Source organism: Clostridium cadaveris, assembly GCF_020911725.1.
In the GTDB taxonomy this organism is placed as follows: Bacteria; Bacillota; Clostridia; order Clostridiales; family Clostridiaceae; genus Clostridium_X; species Clostridium_X cadaveris.
This window is the reverse complement of record NZ_CP076620.1, coordinates 1,573,886-1,590,039: the sequence shown is the minus strand read 5'-3', so window position 1 is coordinate 1,590,039 and position 16,154 is coordinate 1,573,886. Positions and strand designations below refer to the sequence as shown.

The following is a 16,154-nucleotide window of genomic DNA, read 5'->3' as shown; positions in this document are numbered from 1 at the left end:
AATCTCACTCCTATTTTTTTGTAATTTCTATACTTTTTAAATTTTTATCCTTTATAGCATAGTAATCATCTACTATATCTTGTAGAGTCACAGACTCCATGACACTGTCGATGCTATGTTTTATTTTTTCCCATAAAAGTCTTGTAGCGCAGCAATCTATATTATTGCAACTCGATCCATCAACACAGTCAGATATCTCAATAGGTCCTTCAAGAACATACATTATTTCTGAAATTTTTATATCCTTAGGATCCCTGTTAAGTACATATCCGCCCTGAGCACCTCTTATACTTTTTATTAAGCCAGACTTTCTAAGAGGACTGAATAACTGCTCTAAATAATATTCAGATACGTTCTGTCTTTGGGATATGGCTTTTATTGAAATAGGCTCCTTGCCATAATTTATTGCTAAATCTACCATGGCTTTTACACCATAACGTCCTTTAGTAGACAACTTCACATTTATCACTCCTTAAAGTTGAGTGTTTTACTATGATTTCAAAATTATTTTATCAAATCAGAGTAACTTTGTCAACAATACTTTTTTTATTCTTTTACTTTTTTCCAGTACTCCTTTGATGCACTCTCTAGCTTGTTTTCTCCAAATTCATAATAGCTCCTACCATCAAGCCCTTCAGGCATATATTCCTGTTTTACATAATGATTTTTATAGTTATGAGGGTATTTGTATCCTTGCATTCTTCCTAATGATTTTGCTCCTGAATAATGTCCATCTTTTAAATATTTTGGTATATCTCCTATGTTTAAACTATCTAAATCTGCCATAGCTTTATCTATAGCCACGCAGGAACTATTAGATTTAGGTGATGTTGCTAGTAGAATAGCAGCCTCTGCAAGTGGAATTCTTGCTTCTGGAAAACCTAGCTGCATAGCAGAATCTACACAACTTTTTACTATAGTTACAGCTTGAGGATATGCAAGACCGATATCTTCTGATGATATTACAAGAAGTCTTCTACAGATTGATATTAAATCCCCACCTTTTATGAGCATAGCTAAATAAACTATTGCTGCATCAGGGTCGCTTCCTCTTATGGATTTTTGAAGAGCACTTAACAAATCATAATGACTGTCTCCATCCCTATCAAAATTTAATATTTTTTCTCCTTTTACACCCTCTAAATCTTCTAATGTTATTATGTCTTTACTCCTAGTATCTATTAGTACTTCTAAAAGATTAAGACCTCTTCTTAAGTCTCCATTACAATATTCTCTAAGAACTCTAAATACATCATCTTCAAATCCTATAGATTTCTTTTCTATATTATTCAGCCTTTCTACAGCTCTCTTTAATCCAGTTTCTATTTCTTCATTAGAAAGTGGCTTGAATTCAACTACAAGTGCCCTACTTAATATAGCTTTAAACACATAAAAATAAGGATTTTCCGTGGTACTTCCTATAAGGGTTATCTGTCCATTTTCCATAAACTCTAAAAGCACTTGCTGAGTTCTTTTTGGAAAGTGATGTATCTCATCTATGTAAACCACTACCCCATCATAGCCTAAAAATGTATCAAGATCTCCTATTATATCCTTTATATCTTTTAAACTATCTGTAGTTGCATTTAACTTATAAAGCCTTTTACCAGCATTTTTTGCTATTATATTTGCAACAGTAGTCTTTCCTACACCTGGAGGTCCATAAAATATCATGTTTGGTACATTTTTAGATTTTGATACCCTGTTTAATAATCCTCCATTTCCTAATATATGCTGCTGCCCTATTACATCTTCTAAAGTATCAGGTCTGAGATAATGAGCTAACGGTTCTCTCATATATTTCATCCTTTCTTGATTTTAAACTTACAGTTTATATTATATCTCTTTTTCATAGATATAAAAATAAAACTACCGAATTTTATCAGTAGTTTTATAGAAATTTCTTATTCACTTTATACTCCAATTTTTCTAAACTTTTCATATCTCTTATTTAACATGACTTCAGTGTCCATTTTCATCACATCTGCAAGTTCTTTTATCAGTGCTTCTTTCACATTTTTTATTGTTATTTCATTATTTATATTAGTGCCATTATTAGCTTCATTTATTATATCATCAATAATTCCTATTTGTTTTAAATCTAAAGCTGTAAGTTTCATAACTTCAGCTGCTTCAGCCGCTCTTTTTGAATCTTTCCACAATATAGATGAAAACCCTTCTGGTGATAATATTGAGTAAATTGAGTTCTCAAGCATTAAAATCCTGTCGCTTACTCCAAGAGCTAGAGCCCCTCCACTTCCTCCTTCTCCTATTACCAGTGAGATTATAGGAACTTTTAGCGACATCATTTGAAATAAATTTTGTGCTATAGCCTCTCCCTGTCCTCTCTTTTCTGCTTCCATTCCACAGAAAGCACCTGGTGTATCGATAAAGCATATTATAGGTCTTTTAAACTTTTCAGCGCTTTTCATAAGTCTTAAAGCTTTTCTATATCCTGATGGATGAGGCATTCCAAAATTTCTTTCCATATTTTCTTTTGTATCACGACCTTTGGCTTCACCAATGACAGTAACTGGTATACCATCTAAAAGAGCAATTCCTCCTATTATAGCCTTATCATCTCCACTTACTCTATCTCCATGAAATTCTAAAAAATCTTCAAATACATTCTCTATATAATCTCCAGCTTTAGGTCTGTCTTTATGCCTAGCCATAAGAACTCTATTCCAAGCTCTAGTCATTTCTAACACCTCCATGAAGCATCAAAATCTTTGATAATGTGCTCTTTAATTCCGCTCTTTTACATATCATATCTACAAATCCATTTTCCAGTAAAAATTCAGCACTTTGAAAATCATCAGGAAGCTTTTCGCCAATAGTTTTTTCAATAACTCTTCTTCCTGCAAATCCTATTAGTGCTCTAGGCTCACTTATTATTATATCGCCAAGCATTGCAAAGGAAGCTGTTACTCCGCCAGTGGTAGGGTCTGTAAGAACTGTTATATAAAGTCCTCCTGCATCATGAAATCTACTAAGGGCTCCGCTTACTTTTGCCATTTGCATTAGAGAAAGTATTCCTTCCTGCATTCTTGCTCCTCCAGAGGCCGTAAATATTATAAGAGGCGTTTTGTAAACTGTTGCCTCTTCTATAAGCTTTGTAAGTTTTTCTCCAACCACAGTTCCCATACTTCCCATTAAAAACTCACTATTCATAACTCCTATAAATACTTTATTTCCATTTATGCGCCCTTCTCCACACACAACAGCCTCATCTTCATTGAGCTTTTCTCTTAGACTTTTCTTTTTTTCGTCATAACTTGGAAAATTTAAAGGATTACCTCCAAGAATATCTGTATAGAATTCTTTAAAGCTGCCTTCATCAAGTATCATTGCAAGTCTTTCTCTTGGATTTAACCTAAAGTTGTATCCGCAGTAGCTACATATCTTCCCATCTTTTTCTATATCCTCTTTGTAAAGTATTTTAAAGCAGTGAGGGCACTTAGTCCACATACCGTCTGGTATGGATGGTTTCACTTCTGTTTTTTCTTCGTGATAACTATCTAAAGGTTTTGAGCTTACAACTATATAATTATTTTTTCTAAATATATTTTTAAGCATTATTCTTCACCAACTTATTTTCTAAAAATGAAGTGTCATAATTTCCATGTTCAAAATCCTCATGATTTAATATGTCAAAATGAAAATTTATATTAGTTTCAACTCCCTCTATGACCATTTCAAAGAGAGATCTTTTCATTTTGTTTATAGCATCAATCCTATTTTTGTCATGGACTATGACCTTACATATCATTGAGTCATAAAAGGGTGGAATCTTATATCCACTATAGACTCCTGTGTCAATTCTCACACCAAAACCTCCTGGAAGAATCATATTCTCTATTGTTCCAGCACATGGCATAAAGTTCTTATATGGATCTTCCGCATTTATTCTGCATTCTATAGCGTGGCCTTTTATTTTAATATCTTCTTGACGCATATTTAAAGCTTCACCATAACTTATTTTTATTTGTTCTTTTACTATATCTATGTCTGTTATCATTTCAGTTATTGGATGCTCAACTTGTATTCTGGTATTCATCTCCATAAAGTAAAAATTCTTGTCTTTGTCAACTAAAAATTCTATTGTCCCTGCTCCTTCATAATTAACAGCCTTTGCTGCTTTTACTGCAATTTCTCCCATTTTCTTTCTGAGAGAATCATCAATAAAACTTGAAGGCGCTTCTTCTAAAACTTTTTGATTTCTTCTCTGCATGGAACAATCTCTTTCTCCTAAGTGCACAACATTCCCTTTGCTGTCTGCTAGTATTTGAAATTCTATGTGATGAGGTTTTTGTATATACTTTTCTAAGTAAACTCTATCATCATTAAATGATGCTTTTGCTTCGGCTTTTGCTACGTTAAAACTTTTTAAAAGCTCTTCTTTCGAATTTACAATTCTTATACCTTTTCCGCCTCCACCAGAAACAGCTTTTATCATAAGTGGATATCCAATGCTCTCTCCGATTTCATAAAGCTTACCCTTATCTTCTATGATACCTTCATAACCAGGAGTAACTGGAATACCTGAATCTTTCATAACCTCTCTTGCCTTTGCTTTATCTCCCATAAGGCTCATAGCTTCCTTAGAAGGACCTATAAGCTTTATATTGCAGCTTTCACATATAGCTGCAAACTTTGGGTTTTCAGATAAAAAACCAAAACCTGGATGTATAGCTTCTGCACCTGTAAGTATGGTGGCACTTATTATGTTTTCGATGTTTAAATAACTATCTTTAGCACTATTTGGCCCTATACATATTGCTTCATCGGCTAGGTTAGCGTGAAGAGATTCTCTATCTATTTCAGAGTATACAGCAACAGTTTGAATTCCCATCTCTCTACAGGCTCTTATCACTCTTACAGCGATTTCGCCTCTATTTGCAATTAGTATCTTACTAAACATAATCTATCTCCCATCTTTATTTATGGCAAAAATTAATTGACCTTCACAAGCAAGTTCATCACCTACAAATGCCTTTCCTTCTCCTATTCCAATGGATCCTCTCATTTTTGTAATTTCAACTTTTAGTATAAGAGTGTCTCCTGGAACAACCTTTCTTCTAAACCTAACTTTTTCTATACCTGCAAAGTAAGCTGTCTTTCCCTTATTCTCTTCAATGCTAAGAATTGATATAGCTCCTGCTTGAGCTAAAGCCTCAACTATTAAAACTCCAGGCATAACAGGCTCATTTGGAAAATGTCCTTGAAAGAACCCTTCATTATAACTAAGATTTTTCATAGCAGTTATACTCTTTCCAGGTTCCATCTCATAAACTCTATCAACTAATAAAAAAGGATATCTATGTGGTATTATTGATTTTATTTCATTTATATCCATTCTATTTCACCTTCCTTATCTTAAATAATGGCTGACCGTATTCAACTAAATCACCATCTTTGCAGAGAATCTCTATTACCTCTCCATCCTCTTCACATTCTATCTCGTTCATAAGCTTCATAGCCTCTATTATACAGACTACATCTCCTTTTTTTACTTTACTTCCTAATACAGCATAGGGCTCATCCTCAGGAGATGGAGCTTTGTAAAAGCTTCCTACCATAGGAGACTTTATTATAAAAGTGCCTTCTTCATTTACTGTTTCTGATTTAGATTGTGAAACTTCTATATTTTCCTGCTTTTCATTATTACTACCAGCCTTTTGATTTATAGGTTTTATGCTACTTTCAGTTTCTGAAGATAAAATATCATTCTTAAAATTATCTTCTTTTTCTCTGCACAAGGATTTATCAAGCTTCACATAGTATTCATCTGTCTTAAATTCTAAAAATGATACTGAAGATTTATCTAACACTTCTATAAGTTCTTTTAAATCCATTATATCCATAACTATTCCTCCCATTTCTTAAATAAAAGGGTTCCGTTATGTCCACCAAATCCTAAGGAATTGGACATAGCATATCTAACTTCTTTATTTCTTCCTACATTTGGCACATAATCAAGGTCACAGTCTTCACTAGTCTCTGTCAAATTTATTGTAGGCGGTATAAAGCTTTCTTCCATAGCCTTGATGCATGCTATAGCTTCTACGGCACCCGCTGCCCCTAAAAGATGTCCTGTCATAGATTTTGTAGAGCTCACTGGAATTTCATAAGCTCTTTCTTTAAATAAGCCTTTTATTGCTTCAGTTTCAAACTTATCATTATATAAAGTTCCAGTTCCATGGGCATTGATGTATGAAACATCATACAATGAGACTTCTCCTTCTTTTATAGCTAGTGCCATAGCTCTCCTTGCACCTTCTCCATCTGGTGCTGGTGAAGTCATATGGTATGCATCACAAGTTGTTCCATATCCTATTACTTCGCCATAAATCTTTGCTCCTCTTTGTCTTGCATGTTCAAGTTCCTCTAAAAGAAGAATTCCTGCACCTTCTCCCATGACAAATCCTCCTCTGTCTTTATGAAAAGGTATGGATGCTTTGTTTTTATCTTCTGATGTACTAAGTGCTGTAAGAGCCTGAAATCCTGCCACTGCTAAAGGAGTGATAGAACCTTCCGTTCCTCCAGCTAAAGCCAAATCCATATGACCATACTTTATACTTCTAAAAGCTTCTCCTATTGCATGAGTTCCAGTAGCACAAGCTGTTGATATAGATATACATGATGCTTTTGCTCCATATTTTATAGCTACATTTCCTGCTGCCATATTTCCAATCATCATAGGTATCAGAAGTGGAGACACCCTTCTTGGTCCTTTATCCTTTAAGTTGTTATACTCCTTCTCAAAAGTATGAAGTCCTCCTATTCCTGATCCTATAATAACTCCAAATCGCTCTTTATCTATTTCATCTAAATTTATACCAGATTTATTCATGGTCTCATTACTTGCTGCTAAAGCAAGCTGACAAAATCTATCCATTCTTTTTGCTTCTCTTTTATCCATATAATTTTCTGGCAAAAAATCTTTAACTTCTGCTGCCATCTTCACACTGAAACCTTCTGTATCAAATGATTTTAATAAATCTATTCCATTTACTCCACTTTTTAATCCATCCCAAAATTCTTCTACATTATTTCCAATAGGTGTTATTGCTCCCATTGAAGTTACAACTACTCTTCTCATAACTATCCTCCATAACATAACGTGTTGTTAATCAAAATTACTTTATAAAATTATTTTAAATAGCCATTCCACCATCTACTGATATAACTTGACCTGTTATATATCCACTTCTTTTTGAACATAAAAAGGCTGCTGTTTCTGCGATATCTTCTGGCTCACCAAACTTCTTTAAAGCAGTAGCTTTTCTTATGCTTTCTTTAACTTCATCTGATAAAACTTTTGTCATATCTGTATTTATAAAACCTGGAGCTATAGCATTTATTCTTATATTTTTGCCTCCAAGTTCTTTAGCTAAAGATTTCGTAAGCCCTATTATTCCAGCTTTAGAAGCAGAGTAATTACACTGTCCAACATTCCCCATAACTCCTGATACAGAAGAGATGTTTAATATAATACCTTCCTTCTTTTTTAGCATTACAGGCACAGCGTGCTTTATACAGTTGAAAGTTCCTTTTAAATTAACTTCAATAACTTTGTCAAAGTCCTCCTCTTTCATTCTAAGAATCAGTCCATCCTTAGTTATGCCCGCATTATTTACAAGTATATCTACACCATTGAATTTTTCTTTTGAATAATTTATAAGCTCCAAAGCTTCATTAAATTTACTTACATCAGCTTTAAATATATGTGCTTTCCCGCCAAGTTCTTCAATCATTCTTAAAGTTTCCAAGGCTCCTTCTTCGTCACTTCTATAATTTATTATTAACCTCGCACCTTCTTTAGCAAGTTTAATTGCAATGGCTCTTCCTATTCCTCTATTTCCTCCAGTTACAACAGCACATTTATCTTTCACTACAGTTCCTCCTTCGTATCTTTTAAATTTTCAATCAATTCTTCCAAAGCTTTTACACTATCTATGTTAAAAGTATTTAAACCTCTATCTATCTTCTTTATAAAACTCGTTAAAGTCTTTCCTGGTCCTATCTCTATAAATGTAGTTACTCCAAACTTTTTCATAGCTTCTACACACTGCTGAAAATGCACAGGAGATTTTATTCCTTCTACAAGAGCATTTCTTATATATTCCTTATCATTTGATATGGTGCCATCAAAATTAAGCGCCATTGGAATAAGGCTATCCTTCATTGAAAGATTATGAAATTCTTTATTAAGTCCTGTTGATGCATCTTCCATAAGTATACTATGAAAGGCTCCACTTACATTAAGCTTTATTCCCTTTATTCCTTTATAAGTCCTTATATTATCCACTGCCCACTGAACAGCTTCCTCTTCTCCAGTAACAACTATTTGCCCTGGACAATTATAATTTGCTACAGATATAATTCCATGTTTTTTTCCTTCTTCTATAAGCTCTTGTAATTTCTCATCTTTAAGTCCTATAAGTGCAGCCATATAACCTTTATATTTTTCACCACAACTGCTCATAAGATCCCCTCTAAGTTTTATAAGTTTCATAATATCCATAAAGTCTAAATATCCACTGGCATTTAAAGCTGAATACTCACCTAAACTAAGCCCGCAAGTAATATCTGGAACTATCCCATGGCTTTTTATAGCTTCAATCATCATTATAGAAACTAAAACCATAGCAGGTTGAGTATATCTGGTATCATTTAATCTTATATCTTCGCTAAATATTAGATTTTTAAGATCTATACCTAATCCTTTCTCAGCTTCATGGAAAATCTTTCTGCATACATCATAATTCTCATAAAAATCTTTTCCCATAAACGGGATTTGAGCACCTTGACCTGGAAATACAAATGCTATCTTTCCCATAACTAAATCCTTTCTTGAATAGATTTTATACATTTTTCTGCTTCTTCAAACATTTCTTCTATTATCTCTTTTGCTGGTTGTTCTTTTTTTATAAGACCAGCAATTTGACCTGCCATAAGAGAACCATAATCAGCTTCTCCTTCTATTACAGCCTTTGCCAAAGCTCCACTTCCAAGCTTTTCAAATTCTTCTTTTAAACCTCCTTGTTTTTCTAAACTAATGAAGGCTCTTGAAAGTTTATTTTTTATTACCCTTATTGGATGACCCGTTACTCTTCCAGTAACTACTGTATCTATATCATTGGCCTTAATAACTCTATCCTTATAATTTTGATGTATTGTGCATTCCTCTGCAACTAAGAATCTAGTTCCAACCTGAACTCCTTCTGCACCTAAAGCTAAAGCTGCTGCCACTCCTCTTCCATCGCCTATTCCACCTGCGGCAATGACAGGAATATTTAATGCATCTACAACTTGAGGCACAAGAGCCATAGTCGTAAGCTCTCCTATATGTCCTCCAGCTTCACAACCTTCTGCTATAACTGCATCTGCTCCAGCCCTTTCCATTCTTCTAGCAAGAGCTACAGAAGCTACTACCGGAATAACCTTTATGCCATTAGCCTTCCACATTTCTATATACTTCCCCGGGTTTCCTGCTCCCGTTGTAACTACCTTTACTCCTTCTTCACATACCATATGTGCTAACTCTTCTGCATTATCACTTAAAAGCATTATATTAACTCCAAAAGGTTTGCCTGTAAGCCTCTTAGTCTTTCTTATCTCATCCCTTAAATAGTCTATAGGTGCATTAGCTCCTGCTATGATTCCAAGACCTCCACCATTACTTACTGCTGCTGCAAGGCTGCTATTTGCAACCCAAGCCATTCCACCTTGGATTATTGGATATTCTATGCCAAGTATTTCACACAACTTAAAATTTTTCATAAAAGCCTCCTATTTAATAAGTCAGATATTTTTTCAATATCTGACTTAAAAATTTATTATGCTATTTTACTTTCAATATACTTAACTGCATCTTTAACAGTCTTCATTTCTTCTGCATTTTCAATTTGAATATTAAATGCCTCTTCTATTTCAATTATTATTTGGAATAAATCTAAAGAATCTACTCCTAAACTATCAAAAGATGTTTCCTCTGTTATTTCATTTCCTTCTAAACCTAATTGTTCCACAACTATTTCCTTAACCTTTTCAAATACCATTTATATTTCCTCCTCATATTTTAAAATTCTACTAATACAGCTCCAGCAGTAAGTCCACCGCCAAATCCTGTCAATATAACTTTTTGTCCTTTTTTTATAATATTTTTCTCCATAGCCTCATCCAAGGCTATAGCAACACTAGCACTAGATGTATTTCCAAACCTATCCATATTCATATAAAATTTTTCTATAGGCTGCTTCATCCTTTTGCTTGCATACTCTATTATCCTTTTATTTGCTTGATGTGGTATTATTAAATCTATATCATCTATAGACAGCTGCCCTTTATCAAGTACATTTTCTATGGCGTCTATCATTGCAAAAGACGCAAATTTGAATACTTCTTTTCCATTCATCGATATATAGGGATGCTTTTCTCTAAGAAGTTTTCCAGTAAATATCTCTCTTATAGGAGCTCCTCCAACCTCTATGTTGCATCCTAAATCACCATAGGACTTTGTATAAAAAGACCTAATTCCGCCTTGATTTCCTGTAGTCAAAACAGCTGCGCCTGCTCCATCTCCAAATAATACAGAAGTGGTTCTATCCTGCCAATTTATATACTTTGATAAGGTATCAACTCCTACCACCAAAGCATTCGAAGCTTTTCCTGAGCTTATAAAGCTTTCTCCTACTGATAATGCGAATATAAATCCTGTGCACGCAGCATTGATGTCAAAAGCTGTTGCCTTTGAAGCACCTATTTCTTTTTGAACCATACATGCCATAGATGGAGTTGCCATATCAGCAGTCATTGTAGCGACTATTATCATATCAATATCATCTGCATTTATACTACTGCTTTTTAATGCTTTTCTAGCTGATTCTACAGCTAAATCTATAGCCTCTTCTTCTTGGCATATCCTTCTCTCACTTATTCCTGTTCTAGATACAATCCACTCATCATTAGTATCAACATATTTTGAAATTTCCTCATTGGTTATGCAAAGTCTCGGAATAGATCTCCCAGTGCCGCTTATTATCACCTTTTTCATAATATTATTCCTTCCTAAATATCAGCCTCTCTTATGTAGATGCCATAGAAATATGTGATATCTTTAAAGAAATTTACTATTTCTTTATCAGTCCATATTTATCTTTAAAAAATTTATTAAGCTTTTCTAAAGACATTATGAGCACCTCTTCTTCATCTTCACTTAAGCCGTCTATAGTTTCTACAATCATATCTTTATGAAATTTCTCATGAATTCTATAGGCAAGCTTTCCTTTCTTTGTAAGTTGTATTAAAACAACTCTCCTATCCTCTTCTATTCTCTTTCTCTCAACATACTCTTTCTTTATAAGCTTATTTATAGCAGTTGTCAGTGTTCCAACAGTTATATTTAAATCTTGTGCAACCTCTGACATAGATCTTGGCTCATACATTCCTATAGCTTCAATTGTATGTATTTCTGTCACAGAAAGATCATTTAAAGGACCATTTTTCAAGGCATTTTGTTCAATTTGCAAAATATCATTGAATAAATCAACTAATAAATAATTTAAAATTTCTATAGATTTACTCATACTTTTTCACTCCTACTTTCTTATTAAGTAATTTAATTGTAGCATCAAATAATTTGAGTGTCAAAGTATTTATTTTGATAATCAAAGTATATTATAGTCACCTTTATCTGTCAATATATTTTTTTATATATTCACGTTCTTTTAAAAAATAAAAGGATGGTGAACCCCACCATCCTAATCTTCATAATCAAGTATCTGACCTTTATAAAGAACCTTTTCAGTTATCTTTACATTAAAGATTTTTTCATATTTTTCTATTAACGATAGTTCTTTTGGAACTACTAAGGATATGCATTTACCTGTATTTTCTCCTCTAGCAACTCTCCCTGCTCTATGGACATAATCTTTTTCTGATTTTGGCATATCTAAGTTAACTACATGAGTTATGCCTTTTATATCAAGTCCTCTAGCTCCTACGTCTGAAGCTATAAGCAGATTTACCTTCCCTCTTCTAAATCCTTCTATGGCATTTTTTCTATCTTCTTTGGATATGTTTCCACATATAGAGTCGCAATTTATGTTATGATATTTAAGTTTATCTAATGTAAGCTCAACATCATAATTATTATTTACAAACACAAGAGTTTTCTTAGCTCTTTCCCAATGAACAACTTTTCTTAAAAACTCAACCTTTTTTCTAGGGTCACACAAGAAAAATTCATGAGTTATATTTGAATTTATGGTTAAGTCACTGCTGCTTACTTTTATAATTTCAGCTTCACTCATAAGACTCTTCGCCATATCAAGTGTCTTTTCATCAGTTGTGGCTGAAACCATTATGATTTGAACTTTATTGTCTAAAGATTTTATTATAAACTTTATATCATTTATATTGTCTTTATCTAAAAGCTTATCAAATTCGTCTATAACAAGAAATTTCACATTGTGGACTTTAAGCTTTTTTCTCTTTATAAGGTCTACAACTCTTCCAGATGATCCTGTAGCTATCTGTGGTTTGCTCTTTAGCTTTTCAATCTGTCTTGTTATATTTCCACTTCCCACAAGAGAAGCTGCATTACAACTTATATTAGCATCTTTTTTTAAGTCCAATATAGTGTTGTGAATCTGCATAGTAAGCTCATGAGTAGGAGCAAGAACAAGTCCCTGAAGCTCCTTGTTATCATAATTTATTTTTTCCATCATAGGAAGCACATACGCAAGAGTTTTTCCTGTTCCTGTTTGAGATTGTGCTATTATATTTTTCCCTTCTAAAGCAGGTACAATAGTTTTTTCTTGAACCTCTGTAGGTTTAACTATACCCCTAATATCTAATGCTTTACAAATATTTTCCTTTATTCCTAGTTCTTTAAAATTTTTATCCATATCTCAATTCCTTCTATATATTTTTGATTATTATTCTTATATTTTAATCTTTCCTGATATTTAAAGCTTTAAAATCCTATCAAAGAATGATTTTTTATATCTTATTAAATAAAGTTTGAGCAATTCTTACACTTTCTTTTGCATCTTTAGCATAAAAATCTGCCCCTATGGCCATGGCATAATCCTCTGTGAGTACAGCTCCCCCAACCATAATTTTGCACTGAGGTACTGTTTTTCTAAGAAGTTTTATAGTCTCTTCCATACTCTTAACTGTAGTTGTCATAAGAGCACTAAGTCCAACTAATGGCGCTTTACTATTACGGACTGCTTCAGCTACCTCTTCATAAGGTACATTCTTCCCTAAGTCTATAACTTTAAACCCGTAATTTTCAAGAAGAGTCTTCACTATATTTTTACCTATATCATGAATATCTCCCTTTACTGTAGCCAAAACTATAGTGCCATTACATATAGTTTCACTGCCTTCTCTTGAAAGCTTCTCTTTTATTATATCAAATGCTTCCTTAACTGTCTCTGCACATTGTATAAGTTGAGGAAGAAAAATTTCTCCTTTTTCATATTTGCATCCTACATAGTCAAGAGCCGGTATTATATCCTCCTCTACTATAGTTAAAGGAGATTTAGTTTTCAAAAGCTCTAAGGAAGCGCTCTTTGCTTCTAATCTAAGACCATTTATTATTATTTTAAATAAATTTTCATCTTTATGTTTTCTTGAATCCTCTAATTTTTCTATAGAATTCCTTTTAGGTATATTTGAGTAATGAGCCACGTAATCTTTTGATTCTACGTCTTCCATAGCTAATACCTTGTATGCCTTTATTGTATCCATAATTTCTTCATCTAACGGATTAATTATAGGAAGAGTAAGCCCATTCATAAGACATCCGCTTAAAAAAGTTTTGTTTAAGAGAGGTCTATTGGGAAGTCCAAAAGAAACGTTAGAAACTCCAAGCACAGTGTTGACCTTTAGTTTTTCTCTTATAATACCCAATGCTTTTACAGTATACATTACATCTTTCTGCTGAGCTGCTGCAGTAAGAGTAAGACAATCTATATATACATCTTCTTTTGCTATCCCATATTCAAGAGCTCTTTCTAAAATTCTCTCTGCAATTTTAATTCTTTCTTCAACTGTCTTTGGAAGCCCATTGTGATCTAAGGTAAGCCCTATAACTGCTGCTCCATATTTCTTTACTAAAGGTAAAATAGCCTTCATAGAGTCTTCATCACCATTTACAGAGTTCACTATAGCTTTTCCATTATAGGCTCTAAGAGCCCTTTCTATAACTTTAGGTTTATTTGAATCTATTTGAAGAGGAGTGTCTATTATACTTTGAATCTCACGAACTGCCTTTTCCATAATAAAAGCTTCATCTATTCCCGGAAGGCCTACATTTACATCTAATATATCTGCTCCAGCTTCCACCTGATTTATAGCTTCTTTAAGCACATGATCCAGCTTACCTTGAAGCAGAGATTCCTTTAAAAATTTCTTTCCAGTAGGATTAATCCTTTCTCCTATGATTTTAACTCCATTTACCTCTACACTCTTAGTAGCACTGCATACTATACTTTTATTTATACTAGGTTTCACGGCTCTAAAGATTATGCCCTCTAGCGACTCTTTTAGTGCTTTAATATGAATGTCTGTAGTACCACAGCATCCTCCAATTATTCTGACTCCTTCATCTATAAACTTTTTACCGTATTCCACGAAGTCAGTTATAGGGACATCAAATTCGGTATTTCCCTCTATAAACTTTGGAAGTCCTAAATTAGGCTGCACCATAACAGGAACTTTAGAATATCTTAACACTTCTTTTATTAAAGGGTAAATATCTTTTGGTCCTAAAGAGCAGTTTATTCCAAGAGCATCTACTCCTAATCCTTGAAATACCGTGGTCATTGTAATAGGACTACAGCCTGTAAATGTACGTCCATCCTTTTCAAAACTCATAGTGCAAAATATAGGAAGACTACTGTTTTCCTTTGCTGCAAGGATAGCTGCCTTTGCCTCATATAAATCGGTCATAGTTTCAATAAGAATGCAATCAACTCCACTTCTAGCTGCCACTTCTACTTGATCCTTGAAAATATTATAGGCTTCATCGAACCTAAGAGTTCCCATAGGTTCTATTAGTTCTCCTAAAGGCCCCATGTCATAAGCTATATAACAAAACTTATCTTCTCTTGCTGCCTCAGCATTCTTGATAGCTCTCTCTGCAATCAATTTAGTGTCATATCCGCTGCCATTCATTTTTAAACTGTTAGCACCAAAAGTGTTTGTAGTTATTATATTACATCCAGCATTTATATAAGCTCTATGTATGTCTATTATGAGATCTGGATTCTCTATATTTAAAACCTCTGGCAGTTCCCCAAGCTTTAGGCCTCTATTTTGAAGCATGGTTCCCATAGCTCCATCAAATATTAAAATATTATCCTTTAAAAAGCTTCTAAGATCCACATCTATCACTTTCCTTTCTATAAGCGCACTTAGAGTAGTTAGGACATGATTTACACTTTTCAAAAGTTTTGTAATCTAACTTTTCATCTATTACTCCAACTACAGCTGTTACAGATTTTCTAGGAATCAATATATTATTCCTAGTGATTGTAAGCCCTATTAATTTTTCAGCATCAACAAGATTCAAAATTTCTCTCTGAATATTAATGTCAAAATCACCATAGCCAGGACTGTATCTTCTAGTAATGGTAAGTCCGACTTTTTTCAAATCATTTTTTATAATGCTGCAAACAATATCACAGGCACTTTCCACTGCAGTAGTAGCACAGGCATCTAAAATCATAGCTTTAGTAAGACTAGAATGTTCATAATATCTTATTTTTTTATCTATTTCAACTCCCAATGTAACTGCCATAAGATAACATTCCTTGCTGCCATTTAAATGGACACTTATATCTTTTCCCTTCATATATACATTTGTATCTTTAAGCTCTAAATAATTGATATCTTTTGATAAAATCTCAAAATACCTATAGACATATCTGGGTTTTACAAGTTTATAAGCTTCATCAATAGTTATATCTATTAAATTTTCCATATCATGAGAAAGAATTTGATTTCTATATCCTAAATATCTTAATACTTCCTTTTTTGAAATCTTTATATCCATATATTCTAATTATGCCTTTCAATAATCACTTCTTTTAGAATAACCTTATTCTTTTATTATACATAAAAATATCCCATAA

General features: G+C 33.3%; 17 protein-coding genes. All 17 read right to left on the bottom strand.

The features are described from left to right. Positions 1–10: 10 nt before the first annotated feature. The 17 genes from KQH81_RS07385 to KQH81_RS07305 all read right to left on the bottom strand — a co-directional run bounded on the left by KQH81_RS07385 (position 11) and on the right by KQH81_RS07305 (position 16,075). Complete coding sequence (locus KQH81_RS07385; protein ID WP_027638213.1) at positions 11–460, bottom strand: RrF2 family transcriptional regulator; 450 nt, start codon at positions 458–460, stop codon at positions 11–13. A gap of 86 nt (positions 461–546) precedes the next feature. Further along, complete coding sequence (locus KQH81_RS07380; protein WP_027638214.1) at positions 547–1,797, bottom strand: replication-associated recombination protein A; 1,251 nt, start codon at positions 1,795–1,797, stop codon at positions 547–549. 116 nt (positions 1,798–1,913) lie between these two features. Continuing rightward, a complete protein-coding gene (locus KQH81_RS07375; RefSeq protein ID WP_027638215.1) occupies positions 1,914–2,717 on the bottom strand; it encodes an acetyl-CoA carboxylase carboxyltransferase subunit alpha in 804 nt (267 codons plus the stop codon). After that, on the bottom strand, positions 2,695–3,579 hold the full coding sequence (gene accD, locus KQH81_RS07370; RefSeq protein WP_027638216.1) for an acetyl-CoA carboxylase, carboxyltransferase subunit beta: 885 nt from the start codon (positions 3,577–3,579) through the stop codon (positions 2,695–2,697). Before accD ends, KQH81_RS07375 begins: the two co-directional genes overlap by 23 nt. Next, positions 3,572–4,924: an acetyl-CoA carboxylase biotin carboxylase subunit gene (locus tag KQH81_RS07365; RefSeq protein WP_027638217.1), complete on the bottom strand. Its 1,353-nt coding sequence runs from the start codon at positions 4,922–4,924 to the stop codon at positions 3,572–3,574. The genes accD and KQH81_RS07365 overlap by 8 nt, the downstream gene beginning before the upstream one ends. Positions 4,925–4,927: 3 nt before the next feature. Further along, positions 4,928–5,359, bottom strand: a complete 432-nt coding sequence (gene fabZ / locus KQH81_RS07360; protein ID WP_027638218.1) for a 3-hydroxyacyl-ACP dehydratase FabZ — start codon at positions 5,357–5,359, stop codon at positions 4,928–4,930. Between the two features lies 1 nt (position 5,360). Next, on the bottom strand, positions 5,361–5,867 hold the full coding sequence (gene accB / locus KQH81_RS07355) for an acetyl-CoA carboxylase biotin carboxyl carrier protein (RefSeq protein ID WP_027638219.1): 507 nt from the start codon (positions 5,865–5,867) through the stop codon (positions 5,361–5,363). A gap of 2 nt (positions 5,868–5,869) precedes the next feature. Beyond that, complete coding sequence (gene fabF, locus KQH81_RS07350; protein ID WP_230029154.1) at positions 5,870–7,105, bottom strand: beta-ketoacyl-ACP synthase II; 1,236 nt, start codon at positions 7,103–7,105, stop codon at positions 5,870–5,872. A gap of 55 nt (positions 7,106–7,160) precedes the next feature. Continuing rightward, the gene (gene fabG, locus KQH81_RS07345; RefSeq protein WP_027638221.1) at positions 7,161–7,898 is read right to left on the bottom strand and encodes a 3-oxoacyl-[acyl-carrier-protein] reductase; all 738 of its coding nucleotides are present in this window, start codon (positions 7,896–7,898) and stop codon (positions 7,161–7,163) included. Further along, positions 7,898–8,878, bottom strand: coding sequence for an ACP S-malonyltransferase (fabD, locus tag KQH81_RS07340; protein ID WP_051196199.1), 981 nt, complete (start codon positions 8,876–8,878; stop codon positions 7,898–7,900). Before fabD ends, fabG begins: the two co-directional genes overlap by 1 nt. After that, positions 8,848–9,789 (bottom strand): enoyl-[acyl-carrier-protein] reductase FabK, encoded by a 942-nt coding sequence (gene fabK, locus KQH81_RS07335; RefSeq protein ID WP_027638223.1) that lies wholly within the window; start codon positions 9,787–9,789, stop codon positions 8,848–8,850. Before fabK ends, fabD begins: the two co-directional genes overlap by 31 nt. A gap of 56 nt (positions 9,790–9,845) precedes the next feature. Next, positions 9,846–10,067, bottom strand: a complete 222-nt coding sequence (locus KQH81_RS07330) for an acyl carrier protein (RefSeq protein WP_027638224.1) — start codon at positions 10,065–10,067, stop codon at positions 9,846–9,848. Positions 10,068–10,087: 20 nt separating this feature from the next. After that, a complete protein-coding gene (locus tag KQH81_RS07325) occupies positions 10,088–11,062 on the bottom strand; it encodes a beta-ketoacyl-ACP synthase III (protein WP_027638225.1) in 975 nt (324 codons plus the stop codon). Positions 11,063–11,138: 76 nt separating this feature from the next. Beyond that, positions 11,139–11,594, bottom strand: coding sequence for a MarR family winged helix-turn-helix transcriptional regulator (locus KQH81_RS07320; protein WP_027638226.1), 456 nt, complete (start codon positions 11,592–11,594; stop codon positions 11,139–11,141). 174 nt (positions 11,595–11,768) lie between these two features. Next, positions 11,769–12,917, bottom strand: a complete 1,149-nt coding sequence (locus KQH81_RS07315; RefSeq protein WP_230029153.1) for a DEAD/DEAH box helicase — start codon at positions 12,915–12,917, stop codon at positions 11,769–11,771. A gap of 94 nt (positions 12,918–13,011) precedes the next feature. Further along, the gene (locus KQH81_RS07310) at positions 13,012–15,405 is read right to left on the bottom strand and encodes a homocysteine S-methyltransferase family protein (protein WP_027638050.1); all 2,394 of its coding nucleotides are present in this window, start codon (positions 15,403–15,405) and stop codon (positions 13,012–13,014) included. Continuing rightward, a complete protein-coding gene (locus KQH81_RS07305) occupies positions 15,395–16,075 on the bottom strand; it encodes a vitamin B12 dependent-methionine synthase activation domain-containing protein (protein WP_027638049.1) in 681 nt (226 codons plus the stop codon). The genes KQH81_RS07310 and KQH81_RS07305 overlap by 11 nt, the downstream gene beginning before the upstream one ends. Positions 16,076–16,154 lie beyond the last annotated feature (79 nt).

Excerpts from the sequence above, each read along its gene's own strand:
- fabZ (WP_027638218.1), bottom strand. The coding sequence starts at position 5,359 with ATGGATATAAATGAAATAAAATCAATAATACCACATAGATATCCTTTT.
- KQH81_RS07380 (WP_027638214.1), bottom strand. The coding sequence starts at position 1,797 with ATGAGAGAACCGTTAGCTCATTATCTCAGACCTGATACTTTAGAAGAT.
- KQH81_RS07365 (WP_027638217.1), bottom strand. The coding sequence starts at position 4,924 with ATGTTTAGTAAGATACTAATTGCAAATAGAGGCGAAATCGCTGTAAGA.
- KQH81_RS07320 (WP_027638226.1), bottom strand. The coding sequence starts at position 11,594 with ATGAGTAAATCTATAGAAATTTTAAATTATTTATTAGTTGATTTATTC.
- fabF (WP_230029154.1), bottom strand. The coding sequence starts at position 7,105 with ATGAGAAGAGTAGTTGTAACTTCAATGGGAGCAATAACACCTATTGGA.
- fabK (WP_027638223.1), bottom strand. The coding sequence starts at position 9,789 with ATGAAAAATTTTAAGTTGTGTGAAATACTTGGCATAGAATATCCAATA.
- KQH81_RS07315 (WP_230029153.1), bottom strand. The coding sequence starts at position 12,917 with ATGGATAAAAATTTTAAAGAACTAGGAATAAAGGAAAATATTTGTAAA.
- KQH81_RS07325 (WP_027638225.1), bottom strand. The coding sequence starts at position 11,062 with ATGAAAAAGGTGATAATAAGCGGCACTGGGAGATCTATTCCGAGACTT.
- KQH81_RS07375 (WP_027638215.1), bottom strand. The coding sequence starts at position 2,717 with ATGGAGGTGTTAGAAATGACTAGAGCTTGGAATAGAGTTCTTATGGCT.
- fabD (WP_051196199.1), bottom strand. The coding sequence starts at position 8,878 with ATGTATAAAATCTATTCAAGAAAGGATTTAGTTATGGGAAAGATAGCA.
- KQH81_RS07330 (WP_027638224.1), bottom strand. The coding sequence starts at position 10,067 with ATGGTATTTGAAAAGGTTAAGGAAATAGTTGTGGAACAATTAGGTTTA.
- KQH81_RS07305 (WP_027638049.1), bottom strand. The coding sequence starts at position 16,075 with ATGGATATAAAGATTTCAAAAAAGGAAGTATTAAGATATTTAGGATAT.
- accB (WP_027638219.1), bottom strand. The coding sequence starts at position 5,867 with ATGGATATAATGGATTTAAAAGAACTTATAGAAGTGTTAGATAAATCT.
- accD (WP_027638216.1), bottom strand. The coding sequence starts at position 3,579 with ATGCTTAAAAATATATTTAGAAAAAATAATTATATAGTTGTAAGCTCA.